This window comes from Nocardia sp. NPDC006630 (assembly GCF_040611495.1).
Lineage (GTDB): Bacteria > Actinomycetota > Actinomycetes > Mycobacteriales > Mycobacteriaceae > Nocardia.
Window position 1 is genome coordinate 98,547 of the sequence record NZ_JBEXOK010000011.1, and the last position, 25,689, is coordinate 124,235.

19 protein-coding genes and 1 pseudogene are annotated in these 25,689 nt (G+C 66.6%); 10 read left to right on the forward strand and 10 right to left on the reverse strand.

Annotated features, from left to right (window positions below; genetic code table 11):
* Positions 1-129: 129 nt before the first annotated feature.
* Complete coding sequence (locus tag ABZX86_RS30995; RefSeq protein ID WP_355128480.1) at positions 130-945, reverse strand: hypothetical protein; 816 nt, start codon at positions 943-945, stop codon at positions 130-132.
* 252 nt (positions 946-1,197) lie between these two features.
* On the opposite strand from ABZX86_RS30995, the gene ABZX86_RS31000 reads away from it, so the two are divergent.
* Complete coding sequence (locus ABZX86_RS31000; protein ID WP_355128482.1) at positions 1,198-2,931, forward strand: GAF domain-containing sensor histidine kinase; 1,734 nt, start codon at positions 1,198-1,200, stop codon at positions 2,929-2,931.
* A gap of 94 nt (positions 2,932-3,025) precedes the next feature.
* On the opposite strand, the gene ABZX86_RS31005 is transcribed toward ABZX86_RS31000, so the two are convergent.
* Positions 3,026-4,222: a beta-ketoacyl synthase N-terminal-like domain-containing protein gene (locus ABZX86_RS31005; protein WP_355128484.1), complete on the reverse strand. Its 1,197-nt coding sequence runs from the start codon at positions 4,220-4,222 to the stop codon at positions 3,026-3,028.
* 166 nt (positions 4,223-4,388) lie between these two features.
* Here ABZX86_RS31005 and ABZX86_RS31010 point away from each other — a divergent pair, with 166 nt between their 5' ends.
* Together ABZX86_RS31010 and ABZX86_RS31015 are read left to right on the forward strand one after the other, a co-directional pair.
* Positions 4,389-5,732 carry a diguanylate cyclase gene (locus ABZX86_RS31010; protein WP_355128486.1) on the forward strand — a complete coding sequence of 448 codons (1,344 nt, stop codon included), beginning with the start codon at positions 4,389-4,391 and terminating at the stop codon, positions 5,730-5,732.
* Positions 5,733-6,008: 276 nt separating this feature from the next.
* Positions 6,009-8,294: an ATP-binding domain-containing protein gene (locus ABZX86_RS31015; protein ID WP_355128951.1), complete on the forward strand. Its 2,286-nt coding sequence runs from the start codon at positions 6,009-6,011 to the stop codon at positions 8,292-8,294.
* A gap of 136 nt (positions 8,295-8,430) precedes the next feature.
* Here ABZX86_RS31015 and ABZX86_RS31020 read toward each other — a convergent pair whose 3' ends face one another.
* Both ABZX86_RS31020 and ABZX86_RS31025 read right to left on the reverse strand, forming a co-directional pair.
* Positions 8,431-8,883 carry a universal stress protein gene (locus tag ABZX86_RS31020; protein ID WP_327140813.1) on the reverse strand — a complete coding sequence of 151 codons (453 nt, stop codon included), beginning with the start codon at positions 8,881-8,883 and terminating at the stop codon, positions 8,431-8,433.
* 452 nt (positions 8,884-9,335) lie between these two features.
* Entirely contained in the window at positions 9,336-10,223 is an 888-nt protein-coding gene (locus ABZX86_RS31025; RefSeq protein WP_355128489.1) for a helix-turn-helix domain-containing protein, read from the reverse strand.
* A 55-nt stretch (positions 10,224-10,278) separates the two neighbouring features.
* On the opposite strand from ABZX86_RS31025, the gene ABZX86_RS31030 reads away from it, so the two are divergent.
* Positions 10,279-10,746 carry a VOC family protein gene (locus ABZX86_RS31030; protein ID WP_355128491.1) on the forward strand — a complete coding sequence of 156 codons (468 nt, stop codon included), beginning with the start codon at positions 10,279-10,281 and terminating at the stop codon, positions 10,744-10,746.
* 46 nt (positions 10,747-10,792) lie between these two features.
* Here ABZX86_RS31030 and uvrB read toward each other — a convergent pair whose 3' ends face one another.
* On the reverse strand, positions 10,793-12,958 hold the full coding sequence (gene uvrB / locus ABZX86_RS31035) for an excinuclease ABC subunit UvrB (RefSeq protein WP_355128493.1): 2,166 nt from the start codon (positions 12,956-12,958) through the stop codon (positions 10,793-10,795).
* Positions 12,959-13,421: 463 nt separating this feature from the next.
* On the opposite strand from uvrB, the gene ABZX86_RS31040 reads away from it, so the two are divergent.
* On the forward strand, positions 13,422-14,006 hold the full coding sequence (locus ABZX86_RS31040; RefSeq protein WP_355128495.1) for a DUF402 domain-containing protein: 585 nt from the start codon (positions 13,422-13,424) through the stop codon (positions 14,004-14,006).
* An 89-nt stretch (positions 14,007-14,095) separates the two neighbouring features.
* Here the strand turns inward: ABZX86_RS31040 and ABZX86_RS31045 are convergent, their stop codons facing one another.
* A complete protein-coding gene (locus tag ABZX86_RS31045) occupies positions 14,096-14,509 on the reverse strand; it encodes a hypothetical protein (protein ID WP_355128497.1) in 414 nt (137 codons plus the stop codon).
* Positions 14,510-14,705: 196 nt separating this feature from the next.
* On the opposite strand from ABZX86_RS31045, the gene ABZX86_RS31050 reads away from it, so the two are divergent.
* Positions 14,706-15,230 carry a DUF402 domain-containing protein gene (locus ABZX86_RS31050; RefSeq protein WP_327140818.1) on the forward strand — a complete coding sequence of 175 codons (525 nt, stop codon included), beginning with the start codon at positions 14,706-14,708 and terminating at the stop codon, positions 15,228-15,230.
* Between the two features lie 64 nt (positions 15,231-15,294).
* On the opposite strand, the pseudogene coaE reads toward ABZX86_RS31050, so the two are convergent.
* Positions 15,295-16,224, reverse strand: a pseudogene (gene coaE, locus ABZX86_RS31055) (dephospho-CoA kinase); the annotation flags it as partial.
* 290 nt (positions 16,225-16,514) lie between these two features.
* On the opposite strand from coaE, the gene ABZX86_RS31060 reads away from it, so the two are divergent.
* A complete protein-coding gene (locus tag ABZX86_RS31060; protein WP_327146773.1) occupies positions 16,515-16,733 on the forward strand; it encodes a hypothetical protein in 219 nt (72 codons plus the stop codon).
* 81 nt (positions 16,734-16,814) lie between these two features.
* Here the strand turns inward: ABZX86_RS31060 and ABZX86_RS31065 are convergent, their stop codons facing one another.
* Positions 16,815-18,344 carry an alkaline phosphatase family protein gene (locus tag ABZX86_RS31065; protein ID WP_355128499.1) on the reverse strand — a complete coding sequence of 510 codons (1,530 nt, stop codon included), beginning with the start codon at positions 18,342-18,344 and terminating at the stop codon, positions 16,815-16,817.
* Positions 18,345-18,605: 261 nt separating this feature from the next.
* Between ABZX86_RS31065 and ABZX86_RS31070 the strand changes: the two genes are divergently transcribed.
* Complete coding sequence (locus ABZX86_RS31070) at positions 18,606-20,864, forward strand: MMPL family transporter (protein ID WP_355128501.1); 2,259 nt, start codon at positions 18,606-18,608, stop codon at positions 20,862-20,864.
* Here ABZX86_RS31070 and ABZX86_RS31075 read toward each other — a convergent pair.
* Both ABZX86_RS31075 and rpsA read right to left on the reverse strand, forming a co-directional pair.
* Complete coding sequence (locus tag ABZX86_RS31075; protein ID WP_355128503.1) at positions 20,810-21,439, reverse strand: TetR family transcriptional regulator; 630 nt, start codon at positions 21,437-21,439, stop codon at positions 20,810-20,812. The two genes, ABZX86_RS31070 and ABZX86_RS31075, sit on opposite strands and share 55 nt — an antisense overlap.
* A gap of 82 nt (positions 21,440-21,521) precedes the next feature.
* Entirely contained in the window at positions 21,522-23,006 is a 1,485-nt protein-coding gene (gene rpsA / locus ABZX86_RS31080) for a 30S ribosomal protein S1 (protein WP_355128505.1), read from the reverse strand.
* A 297-nt stretch (positions 23,007-23,303) separates the two neighbouring features.
* On the opposite strand from rpsA, the gene ABZX86_RS31085 reads away from it, so the two are divergent.
* Complete coding sequence (locus ABZX86_RS31085; RefSeq protein WP_355128506.1) at positions 23,304-24,176, forward strand: class I SAM-dependent methyltransferase; 873 nt, start codon at positions 23,304-23,306, stop codon at positions 24,174-24,176.
* A 37-nt stretch (positions 24,177-24,213) separates the two neighbouring features.
* Positions 24,214-25,650: a serine/threonine-protein kinase gene (locus ABZX86_RS31090; RefSeq protein WP_355128508.1), complete on the forward strand. Its 1,437-nt coding sequence runs from the start codon at positions 24,214-24,216 to the stop codon at positions 25,648-25,650.
* Positions 25,651-25,689: the final 39 nt, after the last annotated feature.

The window sequence follows — 25,689 nt, forward strand, 5'->3', positions numbered from 1 at the left end:
CTTTGGCGCACGGCTGAGAGCCGAAACTACTGGGTACGCGTGCCGCCGGTCACCGAGCGTCGCCAGTTCTGGGGGTACCCCGGGAGTTACCCCGATCCTAACGAAACCAGTTGTCACCTGGCGAAAAGATCAGGCCAACTTCTCGGTGGCCGCGAGAATGCCTGCCGGCACACCTGTGGCGCGACGCACACACGGGACCACAATGGCGCGCGGCTGTAAACCGCGCTCACGGGGGCGATCCTCGGTGCCGGCGGCGGTCACCAGGGTCAGATCGCCGTCGAAGCGGCGGTAGAGCAGCCGGCCGCGGCGGGTGTCGGGATCGATGAAGAACAGGTACGGCACCCCGCCCATGCACAGCCGCGCCGCGGCGTCGTCCTCGTGCAGCGCCGGAACCGGGTCGCGGTGCTGACGCAGCGGCCGCACGCCGAGCTGACCACTCCAGCACGCCACCGCATCGGCGCCGGTCTCGGCATCGATATAGAGGTGCGCGTCGTAATCCATGGCGTCCAGGGTCCGCGCCGCGGCTTCGGCGGTGGCCACCTGTAGTCGGCAGTCCTTGCGCCGCACGATCGGTCGCGGGCCGCTGACCATGGCCAGACTCGGGCGAGCCGGGTCCGGCCATGGTCGCGACACCTCCTCCGGCGAGCAGCCCAGCCGCAGGTCCAGGCGCTCGAGCGCGAAAGTGGTGGCAAAACGACCTGGCCCGGCGACCTGCACCCGGAGCGCCTTCCCCAGCGTCCGGATCGAGATCTGGGCGAGAGTGGTCCCCTCATCGGAGTCGGGCCAGTGCAGGCGTGCCCGCACCGGCCCTTCCACCCCGTGGCGGCGCAGAATCCTGCCCAGACTGCGCACCACGCGGGTCACCTCGGCCGGCGGAACCGGTCCGCGTGTGGTCACCACGAAGTCCGGATCGATCCCACTCGTCCACACGTCATACGCGCCCATAACCGACCCACTTCCCGTTTCCGACCCGGCAACCTGCTCCTATGGCAACACGTGAGTGAGCGCCGCAAACAGAGTCGAAAGTCCCAAGCCGGGCTATTTTTTGGAAATCTTTCCGTTAAATAGTTGGCGAATGGTTGCTTCAGGTGAAATCGGTTGTGTGACAATGGCATACGCATCAACAACCTTGTGGCAACCAGTGCGCGCGTAACATCCCGAGTGCCGCGTCGCATCCGACGGACAGCCAGGAAAACCATGCACGATGCACCCCGCACCGGGCCCTACTCGGTGCGCGACACGCTGTCGCAGTTGCGATTACGTGAATTGCTCACCGAGGTCAAGGACCGCGTCGAGCAGATCATCGACGCCCGCGACCGCATCGACGGGCTGGTCGAGGCCATGCTCGCGGTCACCTCCGGCCTCGATCTGGACCAGACGCTGCGCACCATCGTGCGCGCCGCCACCAGCCTGGTCGATGCCCGCTACGGGGCGCTCGGGGTGCGCGGCCACGATCAGCAACTCACCCAATTCATCCATCACGGCATCGACGACCGGACCCGCGTGCTCATCGGCGCCCTGCCCGAGGGCCACGGGCTGCTCGGACTGGTGAACGGCGAGACGATCCGGCTGGATGATCTTGCGCGCCATCCCGCTTCGATCGGATTCCCGCCGCACCATCCGCCGATGCGCAGCTTCCTCGGGGTGCCGGTGCGCATTCGCGGTGAGCTGTTCGGCAACCTGTACCTGGCCGAGAAATCCGGCGGGCACCCCTTCACCGAGGACGACGAGGTGCTCATGCAGGCGCTCGCGGCCGCGGCCGGTATCGCCGTCGACAATGCGCGCCTGTACGAATCGGCCCGCACCCGGCAGGCCTGGATCGAGGCCACCCGCGATATCGCCACCGAATTCCTCGCCGATACCGATCCGGCCAAGGTGCTGGCCCATGTGGTCGAGCACGCCCGCGAACTCACCGGGTCCCAGCGCGCCCTGCTCGCGGTGGTCGCCGATCCGGATACACCGCCCGAGGACGTCACCGAACTGGCGGTGGCGCAGTGGTCCGGCCCCGGCGACGATCCGGAGAGTGCGACCGTCCGCGCCTCCGGCACCGCCGTCGGGCAGGCCCTGACCACCCGCACGCCGCTGCGTTTCGACGATGCGCGGCAGGTCGATCTGGGTGCGGCCCTCCCCGATATCGGGCCCGCACTGGTCCTGCCGCTGCACACGCCCGATTCCATACTGGGCGTGCTGATCACGGTGCGTTCCGCCGAATCCGCGCCGTACCCGGACGAACTGGTGGAGCTGATCGCCGCCTTCACCGATCAGGCCGCGCTGGCAATGCAATTGGCGGTGGCACAGCGCCGCATGCGCGAACTGGACATCCTCACCGATCGCGATCGCATTGCCCGCGATCTGCACGATCACGTCATTCAGCGACTCTTCGCCATCGGCCTGTCACTGCAGGGCACGGTGCCGCGCACCCGCGTTCCCGAAGTGCGGCAACGGCTCAACAACACCATCAGTGATCTGCAGGATGTGGTGGAGGAGATCCGCACCTCCATTTTCGATCTGCACGGTGGCGACGGGCACAGCACCCGGCTGCGCCAGCGCCTCGAACGCGCCATCAAACAGCAGACCTCCGCCACCGAGATCCGGGCGCTCATGCACGTCACCGGGCCGCTGTCGGTGGTCGAGCCCGCGCTCGCCGATCATGCGGAAGCCGTTGTGCGCGAGGCGGTCAGCAATGCGGTGCGGCATTCCGGCGCCGATACCATCACCATCGATATCGGGGTGGCCGACGATCTGACCATCGTGGTCGCCGACAACGGCTGCGGCATTCCGGAGGGCATCACGCCCAGCGGGCTCACCAATCTCGCGCATCGCGCCGAACAGTCCGGCGGCCGGCTCGCCGTCTATCCGCGCCGCGACGAGTCCGAGACCGAGACCAAGGAAACCGGCACCAAACTGCACTGGTCCGTGCCCCTGCACTGAGGGGACGTGTGGATCCCGGCCAAGAGCTCGCCGGGATGACGGCACGGTCGGGCGCGGGACGACAGCACGGTCGGGCGCGGGACGACGGGCGCGGTCAGTTGACCGGGCCGAGTACCAGCGCGGAGTTGTTGCCGCCCATGCCCAGTGCGGTCTTCACAGTCAGTCCCTCGCCGCCGGCCATCACACCGTCCACCAGGCGCGCATGCGCGGGCGCGACAATCGGCGCCGACACCACCAGGCCGCGTTCGTAACCGAGCGCGATCGAGGCCACCTCGACCCCCGCCGACGCCGCCTGGCAGTGCCCGGTCAGTGGTTTGGTCGCGCAGACCAGCGGGCGATTGTCGAAAAGCCGGGACAGCAGCGCGGTTTCGGCATCGTCGCACTGCTGGGTGCCGGAGCCGTGCGAGTTGAAATACGCGATCTCCTCGGGCCGCACATCGGCGCTGGCGAGGGCGCGGCGCACACATTCGAAGATCTGCTCGTGCGAGGGGTCCACCGAGATCACGTGATAGCCGTCATTGGTCATGGCCCCGCCCAGGATCGCCGCGTACGGGCGGTCGGCCTCGCGGGTCACCACGAAGGCTGTGGAGGCCTCACCCCAGCTGAAACCGCGGCTGCCGGTCTGGAACGGGCGGCACGCAGTCAGGGGTTCGACATCGGTGACGGCCGCGCCCAGGGCCTCGAAGTGCTCGACCATATCGGGCGTTCCGGACAGGTCGGTGGCGACGACCACCACATCGTCGGCAAAACCCTGTGCCAGCCACAGCTGGGCGGTGAGCAGCCCGGCATTGGCCGAGGAGCACGCCGAGGTGACGTTCATGGCCGGCCCGTGAAAGCCGAACTCCTGCATCAGGTTCGAAATCGGTGTGGACGGCAGTAGTCGCAGATAATCGCGGGCGCGGCGACGGCCGTGATCCTCGACGTAGAAATCACGCCACTCGTACACATTGCCGAGCACGATGGCGTGCAGCAAACCCACGGTGTGACCGGGCCGCCAGCCGCGCGCGGTCGCATCCGCGACGGCCTCGCGCACCGATTCCTGGACAGCCCGGACATACCGGCTCGGGCCGACATCGGGATCGCCACCTTCCGGCACGCGGGCAACCCATCCGTGTCTATCGCGTTCGGGGCCGTACCCTGAATGGAGCCGGGCTGCGGGCTTACCACTCAGCAAACCCTCCCAGAGGGTTTCTCGACCCCAGCCGTACCCGGTGACGGCACCGATTCCGGCAATGGTCATATGATCTTGGTGCTGTTCCGCGGTGTGCGGGATGGGGGTGGTGCCAGGCATTTGCATCATTCCTTCCCGGAGCCGGTGCCTGTAATGATCGCCAGTAGCAAGCCGATGCTGTGCGGAACTGTGATTGATCCAATAGCGGTTGGTGCGGTGTCCAGCAAACCTCGCCGATCACACCATAGGCCGAGCTCCAACGACGCGTTTCACCGACGATCAGGGGGTGCTTGAGGTGGTTGGTAACGATCGGGCAATTACCCCGACCGATGCCGAGCAGCTGGCCCAGCGGTACCGCACGCTGGTGGAGCACAGCCCCGACGGGGTAGTGGTCCACGAACGCGGCACCATCGTTTACGCCAATCCGGCCATGCTGCGGTTGCTCGGCGCACAATCCGTCGACGATGTCGTCGGCGCACCCGTCGCCGATTTTGTGGAGGCACGCGACATTCCCGGCATGCTGGAGCGCATCCGGCGCCTCACCATCGCCGGAACCGCTTCCGAGCCCGCCGAATTGGCGCTGGTGCGCTGTGACGGCAGCACCCTGGACGCGGAGACGGTATCGGTGCTCACCGCATGGCAGAACCGGCTCGCCTATCAGGTGGTGGTGCACGATCTGACCCCGCAGCGCCGCGCCGAGGCCGCGCAGGCGCGCGCCGAGCAGTTCTTCACCACCGTGGTCTCGCAATTGGAGGAGGGGGTGGTGGTCATCGACCGGGAGGGGCGTATCGAATCGGCGAATCCCGCGGCGCGCCGCATATTCGGTTATGACGCCGATGATCTGATCGGCACTCGCCTGGACGATCTGCCGCTGTGCCTGCTCGATGCCAATGCCCAGCCGATGCCGCCGACCTGGACACCGGTCATCCGCACCCTCGCCACCGGAGAGACGGTGACGCGCTTCGTCTTCGGGGTGGACCGGCCCGACGGGCAGCGGCGCTGGCTCTCGGCCAGCAGCCGGCTGCTGAATCCGGAGGACCCCAACTCCCCCGCGGTGTCCTCGTTCAACGACATCACCGAATTCCGCGCCAGCCGAAGGCAATTGGAGTATCAGGCCACCCATGATCCGCTGACCGGTTTGGCCAATCGGGCGCTTGTGCTGTCGCGCCTGGCGGGCGCGCTGGGCACCAGCGAGGATCTGCCGGTCTCCACGGTGCTGTTCATCGACCTGGACGGTTTCAAGATCATCAATGACACGCTCGGGCATGCCATCGGCGATACGGTGCTGCAGATCGTGGCGCAGCGGCTGCAGCGCGGCCTGCGCTCCGATGACATCGTGGGACGCATCGGCGGTGACGAATTCCTGGTGCTGCTGTCCGGGCGCACCCTGGGCGAGGATCTGGAAGCCCTGGTCACCCGGCTGCGCCAGACCATGGCCGAACCGATCATCGCGCGCGGGCATCGCATACAGGTCAATGCCAGCATCGGCATCACGCCGCTGCACGCGGGCGACGCGCGCACGCCGGAAGCGGTCCTGCACGATGCCGATATCGCCATGTATCGGGCGAAACCGGCCGGGCATCGCGACAACACGCTGACTCGCCGGAGCGACAGCACGCACGCGTCGTGAATATACCCGGCATGACCTGCCCGGTCTGAGCCGCTCATCACGCTTCACCAGCCGATACGGCGAGCCGGGGAATCGCGAACTAGACTCGACAACTCTGTTCTCGATGGTTCGCGCGCTGTGCGCCCAAGGCACCGTGTGGTGACAAGGAGTTCCGTTTTGCCCGACCTCACCGAGGAGCGTTCTGTGTCCGCGTCACCGTCCGAAGCCACCAAGACGGCGGCGGAGCTGGAGCGTGAACAGCAGCACCTGACACTGCTCTACGAGCGGCTCGACGGGATGCGCGAATACGCGCAACGCCGACTGCGCACCGTCCTGCTGGAGACCGGCGGTACGCCGCAGGCCCGCAGTGAACGGGAATCGTTCACCCAGCTCTACTCCGAAGACCTATCCAAGTACGACGCCGCCGAACACGGGCTGTGCTTCGGGCGCATCGACCTGGCCGAGAGCGATGAGTCCGCGGACGGCGCTTCCGCCAACGGCAGCGCCGTATCCAATGGGAACGGTGCTGCCGCCAACGGCGCTGCGGCCGATGGCGCTTCCGGCGAAGGCGAGAAGCGCTATATCGGCCGCATCGGCATTCTCGACGAGACCGACGATTACGAGACGCTGCTGCTGGATTGGCGTGCGCCCATGGCGCGCCCGTTCTATCTGGCCACCACCGCCGCGCCCGACGGCGTGACGCGGCGGCGGCATATCCGCACCCGCAATCGCAAGGTCACCTCGGTCAATGACGAATACCTCGATCTCGGGGCGGCCCGGCGCGACGGTGTGATCAGCGGCGACGGCGGCGTGGGCAGTGAGAGCGCACTGCTGGCCGCGCTCAATGCCGCACGCACCGGGCATATGAACGACATCGTCGAAACCATTCAGCACGAACAGGATGCGATCATCCGCTCCGAGCACAAGAGCGTGCTCGTGGTGCAGGGTGGTCCCGGCACCGGTAAGACCGCGGTCGCGCTGCACCGTGCCGCCTATCTGCTGTACACCTACCGCAAGCAGCTGGACAAGGCCGGTGTGCTCATCATCGGCCCGAACTCCACCTTCCTCGACTACATCGGACAGGTGCTCCCCTCGCTCGGTGAGACCGGTGTGCTGCTGTCCACCGTCGGCAATCTGTACCCCGGAGTGCAAGCCACCCTGGAGGATTCGCTGCGCGCCGGACAGCTCAAGGGTTCGCTCGACATGCTCGAGGTGCTCAAGCGGGCGGTGCGGGACTGGCAGGAGATCCCGAAGGATCCGGTGCGGCTGCACTTCGACGGGCGCGAGCTGAGCCTGGACCGCCGGGTGGTCACCAAGGCGCGCGGGCGCGCCCGCTCCTCGCGGCGGCCGCACAACCTGGCCCGGCCCATCTTCGCGGCCGGCGTGGTGGACGCGCTCACCGATCAGCTCGCCGAGCTCATCGGCGCCGATCCGCTCGGCGGGCGAAACCTGTTGAGCCAGGCCGATCTCACCGAGATCCGCGACGAGATGCGGGCCGACGCCGATATCCAGCGCGCCATCGGGGCGCTGTGGCCGCTGCTCACCCCGCAGGATGTGCTGGGCGGACTGTGGGCCGACCCCAAACGCCTGGCCAATGCCGCGAATCAGCTCAGCCCGGCCGACCGCGCCGAGCTGCAGCGCACCGACAGTGGCGAATTCAGCGATGCCGACGCCCCGCTACTGGATGAGCTGGCCGAACTGCTCGGCATCGACGACAGCGAGGAGCGCGAGCGCTCCCGCCGCCGCTGGCGGGCCCAGCTGGCCGAGGCCCAGGATGCCCTCGATATCCTCACCGGCTCCGCGCCGCAGGACCTCGAGGACGATCTCGATCCCGAACTGCTCATGGCCTACGACCTCATCGACGCCGGTCAGCTCGCCGAACGCCAGCAGGTGCGCACCAGCCAGACCACCGCCGAGCGCGCCGCCGGGGATCGCACCTGGACCTACGGGCACGTCATCGTCGATGAGGCGCAGGAGCTTTCGGAGATGGCCTGGCGAATGGTCATGCGCCGCATTCCGAATCGCTGGATCACGGCCGTCGGCGATGTCGCCCAGACGGGTGATCCGGCCGGCGCGTCCTCCTGGCAGCAGGTGCTGGAGCCGTATGTGGCCAAGCGCTGGAAGCTCACCGAGCTGACGGTCAACTACCGCACGCCCGCCGAGATCATGGCGATCGCCGCCGATGTACTGGCCGAGATCGATTCGGGGGCCTCCATCCCCCGCTCGATTCGCGACTCCGGCTTCCAGCCCACCGCATACCGGGTGCCGCCCGCCGATCTCGCCGCCGAGGTGGGACGCCTGGTGGCCGCCGAGGCCGAGCATCCGGGCACCACCGCCGTCATCGTCCCGCACGACGCGGCTGCGAAACTGGCGCATCTGGCCGATGATTCGGCCCGGGTGCTGACCGTGCACGAGGTCAAGGGCCTGGAATTCGACGCGGTCATCCTCGTCGAGCCCCGGCAGATTCTCGACGAATCCCCGCGCGGGATGAACGACCTGTACGTGGCCCTGACCCGCTCCACGCAGCGACTCTCGGTGGCGCACACCGAAGACCTCCCGGAGGTCCTGCACCGGCTGCGGTGAGACGGTGGTTCGGGGGCCAAGGCCCCCGGAACGCAAAGCGGCCGTGACCAATTGGTCACGGCCGCTCTACTGTCGTCGGGGTCCGGGGCGAAGCCACGCCTCCCTTGACAGGGTGTGGGGCAAAGCCCCACGTATGTCAGCGCACGGTGTGCACGATGAGCACGTCGCTGCGGGACTTGCGGGCCACGTCCGACGGCACGGAGCCGAGCAGACGACCCGCGAGGGTGTTGAGGCCACGGTTACCGACCACGAGCAGGTCGGCGTCGAGCTCCTTGAGCAGGGTGAGCAGCGATTCGACGGGCTCGCCGACCACGGCCTTCTCCACGACGTTCACGGCGCCCGCGGCAACTGCCTTATCGCGTGCCACGCGCAGGATCTCGCTGGTCGGCGCGGAGCCGCGCACCTGGTAGGCCTCGTCCTTCAATACGTCCGCGGCGGCTGCGACGTCGCGGTCGTCGGTCGGGTAGTACGCGCAGGCGATGTACAGCGTCGCGCCCGCGGCGCCGGCCAGAGCAGCGGCCCGCTCGACGGCGACGTACGACGAGTCCGAGCCATCGGTACCGACGACGATCGTCCGGTAGGCGGTCATTCTCTCCTCCAAGTACAAAGGTTGGGGCCGCGGTGTCTACGGTTCCGTAGTTACCGCCGCGGCAACTGCGCCTGACAATAGCGGCATAACCGGCGGAAATTTTCGATATCGCAACACATCACAGTTGCGTGCCGCATCGGGACTGTCACACATTCCCAGCACGCTGCGCATACGGCATCGGCTACCAGCGAATTCCCCACCGGCAGTGTGAAACACCACAAATCGCCAACATCATTGCGCCCCTGGGACATTCGTCACAACATCGGATTTCCACCGGGTGCGGACCGGTCCGCCCGGCGCGCATCAGCGCTCCGGACGGACCGGAAAACCGCTATCTCACAGATCGTGATAGTCGGCCCAGAACCAGCCGAGAATCACGCTGAGTACGTTCATGCGTTCCTCTTCCGTACGGCCGATCAATGACGGGCAATACTAGCTCGCCGAGCATCGGTTCAGAGGGCGAGACGTGCGTATTCCAGCGGAGCCATCCCGATCTCCTGTGCGAACTCGCGGGAGAAATGGGCCTGATCGAAGTAGCCGAGATCCAGTGCGAGGGCGGCCAGATCGGAGGTGCGGCCCTGCGCCAGCAACTGCGCGCCGTCCTGTAGCCGGAAGCGGCGCAGCACCCATTTCGGGCTCACTCCGACATAGCGGCGAAACAGCCGCTGCAGCGTGCGAATCGGGGTATCGAAACGCTCGGTGACCTGGTCGACGCGGGTGAGCTCACGATCGGACTCCATGGCGTCCATGATGCGCAGCACCAGGCGATAGGCGGTGTCATCGGCGACCGCGCGCCGGGCCGCGGCCTCGACGAGGAAGGTCTCGACCAGCGTGCGGCGACTCTCGTCGTCCGGATCGGCCAGAATCTTCTCGGCCAGATCCCCGGCCTCTGGGAGCACCTCGGTCAGCGGCAGGGCGGTATCGCGCAGTGCGCCGACATCCAGCCCGGTGAACGCGCCGAAGCCGCCCGGGCGGAACTTCACGCCGAATGTCTCACCGACACCGGCCAATTCCCGGACGTACTTGGTGGTCCACACGCCGGTGACAAAGCCGCCCCGCCGTTCGTGCGTGTGCTCGAAGGTCATATTGACGACCGGAAAGCCCAGCACCTCGGCGAAGTAGGGCGGCTGGCCCCGCCGGTCCCAGCGCACCGACCAATAGAACTCGACATAGCGGCTGACCTGCTCACCGGCCGGCAAACGGCTGTGGTTGCTGGCGCGGATCTGTTCCCGCGGGCGCAGAATGCCTTTCGCGGTCTCGGGCGGCGGCACCGGGCGCGGTGCGTAGGACTCCGGGAGGAGATCCGACGACTGCGGGCGCACCGAATCGTCATCGGCCATGAGGCTGTCGCTTTCTTACAAGATCTGTCCCGGCATGCCGAGCACAGTGGTGACCATGAGCAATGACGTGAATCCGATCCCCGAGGGCTACCACTCCATCACCTGTTTCCTCCCCGTGACGGACGGGAACAGGGCGCTCGACTTCTATACGAATGTCTTCGGCGCAAAGGTGCTGAGCCGCAACGATCTTCCCGACGGCCAGCCCGCCCATGCCGAACTGCTGATCGGCGACTCCACCGTGCAGGTCGGCATGGAGCTGCCCGAGAACGGGGTGCGCTCCCCCGTGGAGTGGGTGACCGCCAGCATCGTGCACTACTGCCCCGATGTGGACGCGGTGGCCGCCCGCGCCCGCGAACACGGCGCACGGTCGGTCGATGAGCCCACGACCTTCCTCACCGGCGACCGCTACGGCGTTGTCATGGATCCCTTCGGCCACCGCTGGGTCTGCATGACCCGGGTCGAGGACGTCTCGCGCGACGAGGCCGAGCGCCGGGTCAACGAATGGATGGCACAGCAGTCCTGAATCGCCGGCCCGCTGCGACGGCACCGCAATACTCACGGCGCCTTCCTCACTGCAGTCCGGCGGCATCCATACCGCGCAGTTCCTTCTTCAGGTCGGCGATTTCGTCGCGCAGGCGACCGGCCAGCTCGAACTGCAGCTCGCGGGCGGCATTCATCATCTGCGCGGTCATCTCCTTGACCAGGTCCGCGAGTTCGGCGCGCGGCATGGATTTGATATCGCGGCCCTCGTAGACACCGGCGCTGACGGCGCGGCCCGGTTCGCCCTGCGCACGGCGGCCGCGACTGGAATTGCGGCCCGAGCCGCCGACCTCGACCTCGGTCTCCTCGGCCTCGCGGTAGACCGTATCGAGAATATCGGCGATCTTCTTGCGCAAGGGTTTCGGATCGAGGCCGCGCTCCTCGTTGTAGGCGACCTGTTTGGCGCGGCGGCGATCGGTCTCGTCGATGGCGTGCTGCATGGAATCGGTGATCTTGTCCGCGTACATGTGGACCTCACCGGAGACATTGCGCGCCGCGCGGCCGATGGTCTGAATGAGGCTGGTCGAGCTGCGCAGGAAGCCTTCCTTATCGGCGTCCAGAATCGCGACCAGCGAAACCTCCGGCAGGTCGAGACCCTCGCGCAGCAGGTTGATGCCGACCAGTACGTCGTACTCACCGAGTCGCAACTGCCGCAACAACTCCACACGCCGCAGCGTGTCGATCTCCGAGTGCAGGTAGCGCACCCGCACGCCGAGCCCGAGCAGATAATCGGTGAGGTCCTCGGACATCTTCTTGGTGAGGGTGGTGACCAGCACCCGCTCGTCCCGTTCGGCGCGCAGCCGGATCTCGTGCACCAGATCGTCGATCTGCCCCTTGGTCGGCTTGACCACGACCTTGGGGTCGATCAGGCCCGTCGGGCGAATGACCTGCTCGACGAATTCGCCTCCGGTCTGGCCCAATTCGTACTTTCCGGGGGTGGCCGAGAGGTACACCGTCTGCCCGATGCGGTCGGCGAACTCCTCCCAGGTGAGCGGCCGATTGTCGACCGCCGAGGGCAGCCGGAAGCCGAACTCCACCAGATTCCGCTTGCGCGACATATCGCCCTCGTACATGGCGCCGATCTGCGGCACCGTCGCATGCGATTCGTCGATGACGAGCAGGAAATCCTCGGGGAAGTAATCGATGAGCGTCGCGGGCGCGGTGCCCGCGCCACGGCCGTCGATATGGCGCGAGTAATTCTCGATACCGGAGCAGAACCCGACCTGGCGAATCATCTCCAAGTCGTACTGGGTGCGCATCCGCAATCGCTGCGCCTCCAGTAGCTTGCCCTGCTTATCCAATTCGGCCAGGCGCGTTTCGAGTTCCGCCTCGATATCCTTGACGGCCCGTTCCATTCGATCGGGACCGGCGACATAATGCGTCGCCGGGAAAATGCGAACCATATCGACCTGCCGCACCACATCACCGGTGAGCGGGTGCAGATAATAGAGCGCTTCGATCTCGTCGCCGAAGAATTCGATGCGGATCGCCAATTCCTCATAGGAGGGAATGATTTCGACGGTATCGCCGCGCACCCGGAAACTGCCGCGGGTGAAGGACATATCGTTGCGGGTGTACTGCACATCGACCAGCAGCCGCAGCAGCTTGTCGCGATCGACCTCTTCGCCGACCTCCAGCATGACCGACCGATCGAGATAGGACTGCGGCGTACCGAGGCCGTAGATGCAGGACACCGACGCCACCACCACGACATCACGGCGCGACAGCAGGCTGGAGGTGGCCGAGTGCCGCAGCCGCTCCACGTCGTCATTGACGGAGCTGTCCTTCTCGATATAGGTATCGGTCTGCGCGATGTACGCCTCGGGCTGGTAGTAGTCGTAGTACGAGACGAAGTACTCGACCGCATTGTTGGGCAGCATCTCGCGCAGCTCATTGGCCAGCTGAGCGGCCAGGGTCTTGTTGGGAGCCATGAGCAGGGTGGGCCGCTGCAGCTTCTCGATCAACCAGGCCGTGGTGGCCGACTTACCGGTACCGGTGGCGCCGAGCAGCACCACATCCCGCTCGCCCGCATTGATGCGCCGCTCCAGCTCCGCGATGGCGGCGGGCTGGTCACCGGCGGGAACGTGCTCACTGACCACCTGGAACCGGCCCTCGACCCGCTCGATATCGCCGATGGGCCGGAACTCGGAATGCGCCAGCGGCAGGTCGTCCGGGATCTCGGTTGCGAAAGCCATGTTCACAGCCTAGGACGACCCACCGACAGGTTCACGCCGAGCGGCCCGAGTCGCCGCCCGCAACGACACGATCGGGGCGGCGACCCGCCCGAGCCGCCGGTGACACTGCGCACATCCGCGGCCGATGCCCCGGGCCGCCCGCGCCCGCGCCGGCCGATCCGGACCGATGCATCCCGCGGGTGCGCGCGCGAGGCACCGCATCGGGAACGAGCCGAGCGCCTCGGATACCCCGGCGTGGCACGGTCGGGACCTGAGGATATTTCTAAGCGTTTACTTTCGCCCGGCCCCGGCGCCGAACAGATCCCGCTGTACCAAATGTCCGAATTATAGTTTCTCCCAAGGAAGTTCAAAGAAACTCCAGGAGATGCCCGCGAAATTCCGTTCCGCGCACGGCCGTCCGATTCCCAGGACCCAGGTGTAACCTGATCTGGCTGGTTGCACGAGTCGGAGAAGAGGCAGGGCGATGACCGGTCTGCATATGCCACAGCGGAATTCCACCAACGGCGCTGACCCGCGCCGGATGGGAAACACCACTCCCCCAGTATCGCCGCATCGACCCAGGCTCGAGTATTTCAATCTGGAGGCGCTGTCCTGGACCGATTATCACGGTTACTTACATCAGGTCGAGCGGATGGCCGCGCAACCGTGGGGTCTGTATGTGGAGCGGATCGTGGACAATCCGCGCTTCCACTACATCGAATCCTGGTTGCTCCCAGAGCTTTCCCTGCGCGTGACCGTGTATCACCTACGGCCGGGCCATGATCGCGGGCAGACCTACTACCTCGACATCGGCGATTACACCCGGATCGAGCCCAAGAAGTGGCGCGCCGAGGGACACTATCTACACGTGGTGGCCCGCCCCGGCCAGATGCCCGAGCTGCTCGGCATCGACGAGTTGCTCTCGGCGCACGCCGCCGGGCACTTCGATACCGCTCGCACCCATCGAGCCATCGAGCGTGCGGCGGCGGTCGTGGACGGTCTCGCCGCGTGCGGTCATGATGTCGACCGCTGGCTCGCCACCAAGGGTCTCGCGCTCAGCTGGTTGTAAAGGCGCTTCGGCCAGCGCGCCGCGAAAAGGCCACCCGGTCCGTATTGTGTTCGGCCCGGGTGGCTTTCGCTTACTGTCCGACCTCCGACTTAACCGGACAGGCTCGGGAACAGACCGTTCAGGCCGCAGCCCACGCTGCCGAAGGCGCTGGACGGAGAAACCTGGACCACGGTCGACTTGCTGATCAGGTCCTGGGTCGCCTGAATGGTGTGGGCGCCGGCGGTGGTCGGGGTCCACTGGATGGTGACCGAATTGCTCAGCAGCGACGGGGTGACCGGGCTGCCGGTGATCGCGGTGCCGTTATCGGTGAAGCTCACCGACAGCAGGCGGTCGATCGCGACGGTGGCCGTGACCGTATAGGCGCAACCCACCTGTTGATTCGAGCCGCCGACCGAGATATCACTAACCCAGGCGCTGGCCTGGGGCGCTACCAGAACCATGGTCGCGGCAGCAGCACCGAAGGCGGTCAGACCCATTCCGGCGCGGCGAGCGCGGGCGCTCATTGCGTTCATACTGTGTACTTCCCTCTTGGTATGTACCACCCACGTCAGGTGTGGGTAGCCGCACCGTAACGAACACTGGTGTTTCACATTGCGATTTTCCGGAAAATAGTCCCGTAAAACACTGTTTACCCAGTTCCGGCCACGACTTGGGCACACTCCTCTGGACGATGACGGCCCGACAAGCGATGCTGTTGGCATGACTCAGGCGCCCGCGGTAGATCTACACCGGCCCAAGGTGGAGTACTTCAACGTCGATGAGCTCACCAATATCGACCCGAAGGGCTTCGTCCGCGCGGTCGAGCGCTACCAGGTCGAGCCCTGGGGCCTGTACATGGCGCGGACGTCGGATCATCCGGAGTTCCACTACATCGAATCCTGGCTGCTGCCAAGCCTGTCCATTCGCGCCACGGTCTTCCACTTCACCCCGGCACACCTGCGCGATCAGGACTACTACATCGATATCGGGGAATACGCACAGGTCGGACCGAAGCGCTGGAAGTCGGTGGACCACTACCTGGATCTGGTGGTGCGCAGCAATCGCGAGGTCGAACTGCTCGATGTGGACGAACTGCTCGCCGCACACGCCGCCGGCTATCTGGACCTGTCCGAGTCCCAGCAGGCCATCGAGACCGCGACCACCGTCATCGACGGAATCGCCGCGCACGGCCATAATTTCGAGTCCTGGCTGCAGGCCCGGGACATCACCCTGACCTGGATGTAAGCACCGCGGGCCCCGGCGCGCACGCCGGGGCCGACGGCCGAATTCACGCCTCGGCGGCGACGATCACATTCGCGGGACGCCCCGGATCCGCCGTGGCGTGCCGGACTTCCGCACCACCCGCCGCAGCGTCGACACGCGGAAAACCGATCTCCGCCAAGCGATCCCGCAGCCCCTCGGCCACGCTCGCACCGGCGACCGCTAGGCGAATATCGAGCACATCCTCCGCGGGCTTGCCCGCCACCGCGGTCGGCCCGACGTGTTCGATGCTCCGCGCATCGGCTCCGCAGGCGACCGCGAGCCGGGCGATAATCCGCCGCGCCGCCGCGGGCCACTCCGGATTCGCCTCCACCACCGGCGATTCGGCGGGCCGCGGCGCGGGGGTGCGGGTGCGCAGATTGTGTTCGAAGGGGATCAGCCGCTCCTCCCACAGCCGGTGCACCGCGGCATCGATCTCGCCGCCGGCGCCATTGTTGTCGAGCAGCACATCGGCGACGGCACGGCGCTGAGCATCGGTGGCCTGGGCCGCGATTCGCGCACGGGCGTCGGCCTCGTCGATACCGCGGAACTGCACCAGGCGGTGCAGCCGGGTCTCCTCGGCGGCGTCGACGACCACCACCAGATTCATGAACGGCGCCAGGCCGTTCTCCACCAGGAGCGGAATGTCCTGTACGACAATGCCGTCGGCGGGCGCGGAGCCGATGAGCTCGGCGGTGCGCTTGCCGACCAGCGGATGCACGATGCCATTGAGGATGGCGCGAGCTCCGTCACTGGCGAATGCCTTGGCCGCCAGCGCCGGTCGATCCAGGCTGCCGTCGGCGGCGAGGATTTCCTCCCCGAAGGCATCGACCAGGGCCGTCAGCCCCTCGGTGCCGGGGGCGACCACTTCACGCGCGATGACATCACTGTCCACCAGCACCGCACCGCGTTCGACGAGAATGCGGGCGACGGTGGATTTACCCGCTCCCATGCCTCCGGTGAGACCGATTCGCAACATTTCCCCAGTCTCGCATTTCCCACTCCCGCCGCGCGCACTGCCCCTCACCAGCCGAAAGGTTGGATTACCCACTCACCTGGGCAATTCCACCAGCGCGCCGACAGTTTGCCCATTCCGTGATATTTACGAGACCGATTCGCAACTTTTTCGCCCAATCCCGACCATTGGTCGGCAACATTCCGACACGCCGGGGAGAAAGTCGTGCAAAATCCGGTGTCGCACACTTTCGTTCGGCTAAGGTTTCGCCGCAGGCGATCCATGGCCGGAAACACGTAGGAGAAGGAACACCATTGGGCACCAAAAACAACCAGACGGGTCGGCACCGTCTGGGACTGCCGGGCACGATGCACTGCATCGAGATTCCCGCGGTCGCGGCAGCGCTGGCCGAGCATCGTCGCGCCTGGTTCAGCGCACTGCTCAGTCCCGCACGGCACAGTCTGGCCGCCATGCGAAAACGCTCTCGCTCCACCTCGGCCACCGTCCGCTGGGTTCCGGCCACCGCCATGTGACTGCGAATACGACTGTGGCCCAGCCCCGATCGGGACTGGGCCACTCTCGTGTGCACTCCGTACAGCAGTAGTCCAGCGACCTCAGACGAGGCCGCTGGGCTTACGACGGCTACCCGGCTCCTGGGTCGGCATCGAGTTCGGCGGCACCGGATACGGGATACCGGCATTCGCGTAGCCGAGCGCGACATTCGGACCACACTGCGCCAGTGCGGCATTCACCTTGCGGTCCGCGGGCCCGAAGGCGGGCTTCACCGCATCGCGACCCGAGGCGAAATCGAAGGCCGAGGTCATATCGCCGGTGACGCTGCGCCGCCACGGGGTCAGGTTCGGCACGTCCACGCCGAAGCGACGCTCCAGCAAACGCAATTGCGAGGTGTGGTCGAAGGTCTCCGAGGCGACCAAACCGCCTCGGCTGTACGGGGAAATCACGAAGCACGGGACGCGGTAGCCCAGCCCGATCGGGCCCGCGATGCCCTCCGACTTCTCGGCCTTGTCCAGCGGCACGGTGACGTACTCCCCCGGCGTGCCGGGCGGCGCGGTCGGCGGCGTGACGTGATCGAAGAAGCCGCCGTTCTCGTCATAGCTGACGATGAGCGCGGTCTTCTCCCACACCGCCGGATTCGAGGTGAGGATATCGAGGACCTGCATAATGCCGACCGCACCCAAAGCCGGTGGCAGCGCCGGATGTTCGCAGTTGAGCAGCGACGGGATCACCCAGGAGACGGCGGGCAGCTGATTGGCGGCCACATCGGCGGCGAAATCGCTGGGGTAGGCCGGGACCTTACCGCGGCGCGCCAACTCTGAAGCCGGATCGGCGGCCTGCTTGAAGCAGCCCAGCATGCCGTCGAGAATCACCGAGGACAGCGGGCCGACATCCCGATTGTTGTAGATCTTCCAGCTCACACCGGCATCAGAGAGGTTCTCCGGCATGGTCCGCCAGCTGTAGGCGTTCTGCGGGATGAGCGTGGGGGTCTGCAGCAGCGGACCGCCGTTGAGCCCGTCCGGATCGATGGTGCCTGACATCCAGTACAGCCGATTCGGATCGGTGGGACCCAGCACCGAGCAGTGGTAGCCGTCGGCAATGGTGAAGGCGTCCGCGAGATCGTGGTGCACCGGAATATCGGCGCGGGTGTAGTAACCCATGGCGGCAGGGCCGTTTCCGGCGCCGACCGAGGCGATGGACATCGGCATCCAGCCGTCGTTCTTACCGTTGTTCCACGCCTTGTGCATGCCCGCCCAGGTGTGGTCCGGGTCATTGATGCATTCGCCGTCGAGGCTCGCGCCGCTCTCGGTGTCCAGGCGGAACGGGTTGATGAAACCGTCCGGGGTCGGGCCGACGCCCGGCGAATAGCCGTACTGGTTCCACGCCGGTGAGGGGTCATCGAATCCTCGCACGCCGGAAAGGGTTCCGAAGTAGTGGTCGAACGAGCGGTTCTCCTGCATGAGCAGGACGAAGTGCTCGATATCGCCGAGCCCGCCCATGCCCGCCGGATCCGCGGCGTAGGCCCGCTCGATAATCGGGCCGGCCAGCGAGGCCATGCCGGCCGCACCGCCCGCAGCCATGGCCTTCGCCAGAAAATCCCGTCGATTGATACCGGCGAACAAGCCCATACTCCGACAACGCCTTCCGCTAGATGACATCTGAACGCGCCGAATCTTTCCAGTTGGGCGCTTGACCTACATCAAACCTTCGCATGATGTCCGGACAGCAAACCACCGGTATCCGGCCGGTTTCCGGCGCCGCGCCGCGCCGAGGCGGTGCTCACACTACCGCGAATTTCTGACAGTGCCTTGCAGGTAGGTCGAGAGTCCGCCTAGGCTGACGCCAATACCTGAAAGTCACTCTCAGGTATCCGGCGTTCAGGGGGAACGATGGCTCGATCCGCGACATCCGCCCGGCAGGATCCCACCCATTCCGGCGAGCGGATCGGCGTCGTCGGACGGGTCGGCATGTTCATGGCCGGGCATCGCCGCGCGGTGCTGGGCGTCTGGCTGCTGCTGATCGTGGTGTGCGCCGCCGCCTATCCGGCCCTGCACCACCGCCTCGGCGCACCCGACTACGGCGTCCCGGGATCCGCATCGGCTGCCGCGGAACGACTTGCGGCCGAACATTTCTCGCAGCTCGGCACGGAGCAGGATCTGATCGTCTTCCACTCCGGCCGCTACACCGCCGACAGCCCCGAATTCCGGGCCGCCGTCAACCGTGCGCTGGCCACCGCCCGCGCGACCGCGGGTGTGGCCGGCGCCGTCGGGCCGTTCGAAGGCAATGCCGCCCTGCAGATCTCGGCCGATCGGCGCACCGCATTCGGCATTGTCGGCCTCGATGGCGATATGTCGGCGCGGGTCGATGTCGTGGCTCAGCTGCAATCGGCGCTGACACCCGTCGCGGACTCCGGCGTACAGGCCCTGGTCACCGGGTATGCCGCGGTCGAAGGCGAACAGATGCGGACGGAAACCGGCGATATGGAACGCGCCGAGAGCATCGGATTGCCGGTCGCGGCACTGGTACTGGTGCTCGCACTGGGCGCGCTGGCCGCCGCCGCGCTACCCATTACCGTCACCGCCGCCGGGATCGCCCTGGCCGTGGGCCTGCTGTTCGGATTGACCAGCTTTCTCGTCTTCGACTCGCTGGTGCTGTCGGTCGCCACCATGATCGGCACCGGCACCGCCATCGACTACACCATGTTCCTCGTGAGCCGGTTCAACGAGGAGCTCACCCGGCGCAAGGTCCGAGACCGGAAGGTGCGCACCGAGATTCTCGCCGCCGTCGGCGCGGCACTGGATACCACCGGCCGCACCGTACTGGCCTCCGGGCTGATCGTGATGATCTCGCTGTGCGCTCTGGCGGTGGTCGGACTGCCGATGCTCAACGGTATTGCGATCGGGGTGGTGACCGCGGTGCTCGCCACCCTCGCCGCGGCATTCACCCTGCTGCCCGCGGCACTGGCCACACTCGGCCCGGCGATCAATCGCGGTGCGCTGCCGCAGCGGCTTCGTCCCGCCGAAACCCGCGCGCACACCGCCTCCAGCGCCTGGGCCCGGTGGGCGCGCACTGTCATGGGCCGTCCGGTGCTCTTCGGCGCGGTCGGCGTCGCGGTGCTGGTGCTCGCGGCCGCACCCCTCACCGGCATGAAGTACGGCATCGATATGGGGTTGAATTCGCTGGGCGACAGCCCCACCGGGCAGGCGACGCGGTTGGTGCAGAACAACTTCGGGCCCGGTCTGCTGTCCCCGATTCAGGTGGTGGTGACCGGCCCGGCCGATACCGCCCTGTCCGGCAACGGTGTTGTGGACGCCAACCGCTTCGTGGCCGAGTTGAACCGCGATCCGCGCATCGCCTCGGTGGTGCCGCAGCAGGCCGATGGGCGCATGCTCGCCCTGGTCGTACCGAAGGATTCCTTCGACTCCACCGCGGTGGCCGAGCTGACCGCGGAGATTCGTACTCGCGCAAGCACTGTCGAGTCCGCGCAGATTCTGGTCGGTGGTGTCCCCGCGACCTTCGCCGATGTCTCGACCCTCATCACCAGCCGCTTCCCCTGGGTCATCGCGCTGGTACTGACGGTCTCCATGGCATTCCTGGTCTTCGCCTTCCGCAGTATCGTGCTGGCGCTCAAGGCGATTGCGCTCAATCTGCTGGCCACCGGTGCGGCACTGGGCATTACGGTCGCGGTGTTCCAGCGCGGCATCGGCGAATCCCTGCTCGGCTTCCACAGCACCGGATTCCTGCAGGTGTATCTGCCGCTGCTGGTATTCGCCGTGCTGTTCGGACTGTCCATGGATTACGAGGTCTTCCTGGTGCGGCGCATGAAGGAGGCCTGGGACCGCGATCCGGACAATGCGGCCGCGGTCGCGGAGGGGCTGCAGCACACGGCCCGCCCGATCACCGCCGCGGCGGCCATCATGGTCGCGGTCTTCGCGAGCTTCGTGACCGCGAATGTGCTGGAGCTGAAGCAGATCGGCTTCGCGCTGGCGGTCGCGGTCACCATCGACGCGGTGATCGTGCGCTTGATTCTGGTGCCGGCCTTCATGCAGCTGTTCGGCCGCTGGAACTGGTGGCTGCCGGCGCTGCGCCGGACTCAGCCGAGCACGGCCTCCACCGCCGACAGGATCGACTCCAGCGCCGCGGTGTAGACGGCCTGCATCGGCACGGCGAAATCCGTTGCGGCCCAATGGTCCAGGGCCCCCGTACATCCCCAGATGACGGTGGCGACGGCAATCCGCAATGGCAGATCGTTGGTATCGCGGCCGGTGCGCTCGGCGATCAGCACCCGGAACTGCTCCTCGAGTTCGCGCATCTGCCGGACCTGCCGGTCACGCACCTCGGGAATGGTCAGCACATGCTGCATGCGCATGCGGGTGCGGCGTTCGACCTCGGGGGTGATGATCGCGGTGATCAGGACCGGCGCCAGCGACCGCGCCACGGCGAGCAATTCGGCGGGCGTGGCCGTCGCGCCGCCACCCGCGGTCCGCAGCACCTCGAGAATCTGCGGATCGGCCTCGTCGTAGAGGACCAGCATCTCCTTGGTCCCGAAATACCGATAGATCGAGCTGGGCGACACCCCCGCCGCGCCCGCGACCCGCTCGACCGTCACATCGCGATACCCGTGCTCGTCGAACAGATCCAGCGCCACCCGCTGGATACGGCTCATGGCCTCGACTTTGCGGCGCTCCCACAGCGACACCGACTCCATGGCGGAAGGAAACATATGTATCGAGAATAGCGAAAAGCCCCGGGTCCATTGCGGACCCGGGGCTCTTCTAGCTATCGCTTATTGCGAGAGCAGCGAATCAGGCGTTGCCCGACAGCTTCTCACGCAGTGCGGCCAGCTGCGCATCGCTCGCCAGCGAGCCACCGGCGGGCTCGGCAGAGGACGAGGACGACGAAGCGGCGGCGGCCGGAGCGGCAGCACCGGTCTCAGAGGAGTAGTTCGAGGAACCGCCGTTGGCGGCCTCGGCGGCAGCGTCAGCGGCCATCTTCTCCATCTGAGCGGTGTGCATCTTGTGGCGACGCTCGGCCTCGGCGTACCGGCCTTCCCACTCTTCCCGGACCTTGTCCGAACCCTCGAGCCATTCGTTGGTCTCGGGATCGAAGCCCTCGGGGAAGATGTAGTTGCCCTGGTCGTCGTAGCTGTCGGCCATGCCGTACTTCGACGGGTCGAACTCGGCGTTGTAGTCCTCGTTCGCCTGCTTCAGCGAGAGCGAGATACGACGACGCTCCAGGTCGATGTCGATGACCTTGACCATGGCGTCGTCGCCGACTGCCACAACCTGGTCCGGGACCTCGACGTGGCGCTCGGCCAGCTCGGAGATGTGCACCAGGCCCTCGATGCCCTCTTCGACGCGCACGAAGGCACCGAAGGGGACCAGCTTGGTGACCTTGCCTGGGACGATCTGCCCGATCGCGTGGGTCCGGGCGAACTGACGCCACGGGTCTTCCTGAGTTGCCTTGAGCGACAGGGAGACACGCTCGCGGTCCAGGTCGACGTCGAGGACCTCGACGGTGACCTCGTTGCCGACCTCGACAACCTCGGACGGGTGGTCGATGTGCTTCCAGGACAGCTCGGAGACGTGCACCAGGCCGTCGACGCCACCCAGGTCCACGAAGGCACCGAAGTTGACGATGGAGGACACGACGCCCTTGCGGACCTGGCCCTTCTGCAGCTGGTGCAGGAACTCGGAGCGGACCTCGGACTGGGTCTGCTCGAGCCACGCACGGCGGGAAAGAACCACGTTGTTGCGGTTCTTGTCCAGCTCGATGATCTTGGCCTCGATCTCCTTGCCGACGTACGGCTGCAGATCGCGGACACGGCGCATCTCGACCAGCGAAGCCGGAAGGAAGCCGCGAAGACCGATGTCGAGGATCAGGCCGCCCTTGACGACCTCGATGACGGTGCCCTTGACGGCCTCGTCCTTCTCCTTGAGCTCCTCGATCGTGCCCCAAGCCCGCTCGTACTGCGCGCGCTTCTTCGACAGGATCAGGCGGCCTTCCTTGTCCTCCTTGGTGAGAACGAGGGCCTCGACCTCATCGCCCACGGAAACGACCTCATTCGGGTCGACATCGTGCTTGATGGACAGTTCGCGGGAGGGGATGACGCCTTCGGTCTTGTAACCGATGTCGAGAAGGACCTCGTCACGGTCGACCTTGACGATGGTGCCTTCGACGATATCGCCGTCGTTGAAGTACTTGATCGTCTTGTCGATGGCGGCGAGGAAGTCCTCGGCGGAGCCAATATCGTTAATGGCTACCTGCGGCGAGGTCACAGTAGTGGGCATGTGTTGGGAGGCTCCGGACGGATTGTGGTCGGTAGTGGACATGTGGGCTTTCGGTATTGCTGCGAACACACAGCGATGGAACTACGTTGGGTCATGCAACAGCACCTCGCTGTGGCGGAGCACAACGCTGCACTCATAGCACGGGTGACTCACAGCACGATCATCTGCTCTGCCCGGACCAACTCGAACCATCCGAGCCGATCCGAGTACAGAAGACACTCGCGGAAAACAGCGTACGCGACGTCCGTTGTACCAAGCAAACACGGGTACTCGGTCGCGAGTCGATAGGGTTGGGCAATGCCCGAAGATCAGCCCGCCCTCCCCGACGACGACCGCCACGCCGAGGCGAACTCCCTGCTCGGGACCGTGGGTGTGGCGCGCGCCAAGATTGACTCGGACGCCAGCCAGCGTGCCAGTCGCCGATGGTGGGATGCGGACGCCGCGGCCTATCACGAGACCCATGCCGATTTCCTGGGCGTGGATTCGGCCGCGGGCGAGTTCGTCTGGTGTCCGGAGGGGTTGCACGAGGGCGACTGGCGGTTCCTCGGGGACATCGTCGGCAAGCGCATTCTGGAGATCGGCTGCGGCAGCGCACCCTGCTCCCGCTGGCTCGCGGCGCACGGCGCGCATCCGGTCGGACTCGACATCTCGCGGCGGATGCTGGACCGCGGTCTGGCCGCCATGGCCGCGGGCGGTCCGCGGGTGCCGCTGGTACAGGCGGGCGCGGAGGAACTGCCCTTCGCCGACGCCAGTTTCGATCTCGCCTGCTCGGCCTTCGGCGGCGTGCCGTTCGTGGCCGACTCCGCGAAGGTGATGCGCGAGGTGGCCCGGGTGCTGCGCCCCGGCGGCCGCTGGGTCTTCTCCGTCAATCACCCGATGCGCTGGATCTTCCCCGACGATCCGGGACCCGAGGGCCTGCGCGCGACCATCCCGTATTTCGACCGCACGCCCTACGTGGAACTCGACGCCGACGGCGAACCCACCTACGTGGAGCACCACCGCACCGTCGGTGACCGCGTCCGCGAAATCGTCGCGGCCGGGCTGAACCTGGTCGACCTGGTAGAACCCGAATGGCCCGAGTGGCTGGAACGCGAATGGGGCCAGTGGAGTCCGCTGCGCGGCGAAATCTTCCCGGGCACAGCCATTTTCATCACCGAGAAGCCCGCCTGAGCCTGCCGGTCCGGTCCGGGTGTGGTAGGCGTACCGGGTGGAGGAAAGTCCGTTCGGCCGCTATCGACTTCTCGGGCTGCTCGGTGAAGGGGGAATGGGCCGGGTCTACCGCGCCTTCGATACGGAGACCGAGCGGATCGTGGCGCTCAAGGTGCTGCCGCCGCAGTTCGCACACGATCCGGCCTACCGCGAACGGTTCCGGCGCGAAGCCCAGGCCGCGGCCCGGCTGACCGAACCGCACATCATCCCGATTCACGGCTACGGGGAGATCGACGGTCGCCTCTTCCTGGATATGCGATTGGTCGAGGGCGTCGATCTCGCCTCGGCGCTCGCCGCCACGGGCCGGCTGCCCGCCGACCGCGCGGTCGACTATCTCGCGCAGATCGCCGCCGCTCTCGATGCCGCACACCGCGCGGGTCTGGTGCACCGGGACGTGAAGCCGTCCAATATCCTCACCACCGCAGGCGGTTTCGGCTATCTCATCGATTTCGGCATTGCCCGCGGCGATGGCGATGCCGACCTGACCACCGCGGGCGCGGCGATCGGCACCTTCGCCTATATGGCCCCCGAGCGGCTCGCCCATGATGAATACGATGCTCGCGCCGATGTGTACGCGCTGGCATGTGTCTTCTACGAATGCCTGGCCGGTGCGAAACCGTTTCCGGGTAACAGCGCCGAACGGCAGATCGCCGCGCATCTGTCGGTGCCGCCGCCGCGGCCGTCGGCCGTCGCCGGCGTCCCGGTGGCCTTCGACGAGGTCATTGCCCGCGGCATGGCCAAGAACCCGGCAGAGCGCTACCCCTCTGCCGGAGCATTGGCCGATGCGGCACGCACCGCACTGTTCGGCGGACAGCGGTCGTCGGAACCGGAATTCTCCGAACCCGTTGTCACTGAGCGCACTCCACCGGCTCCGGACGCCGCACAGCCGACCTGGGCCGCACCCGCCGCGACGGCTGACACCGAAATCGTCCGAACACCGGCGCCCAGCCCGGCGAAGCGATCATTGAGCGCACTGGCCTGGGCCGCCGCCACCGTGATGGCGCTGCTCATCGTGGCGGGGGTCGTACTGGTACCGCTGATGCAGCGAAACGGCACATCGTCGAATATCGCCCCGCAGTCGCCCTCCCCCAGCGCCACCAGCACGACCGCGGTTCCCACCTCGGTGGCGAGCCGGACGGCCGAGTTCGTGCGAACGCACTACGCGCTGCTGCCGGGCAATACCTCGGCCGCGTGGGCCCGCTTGACCCCGCGGTATCAAGAGGCCATCGGCGGCTACGGCGCCTACCAGTCCTACTGGGCCACAGTCGCTTCGGTATCGGTGTGGGGGATCGTCTCCGATCCTGACAACTTGACGGTCACCTACGCGCTGAATGTGCGCTACACCAACGGACAGGTGGGCACCGAGACGCGCCGGGCGCAGCTGGTGCACAACGGCGACACCTTCTGGATCGACAGCGCGGACCAGTTCCCGTGACAGCGGTACGCCCCCTCTCGCTCACGGGAGGGGGCGTAC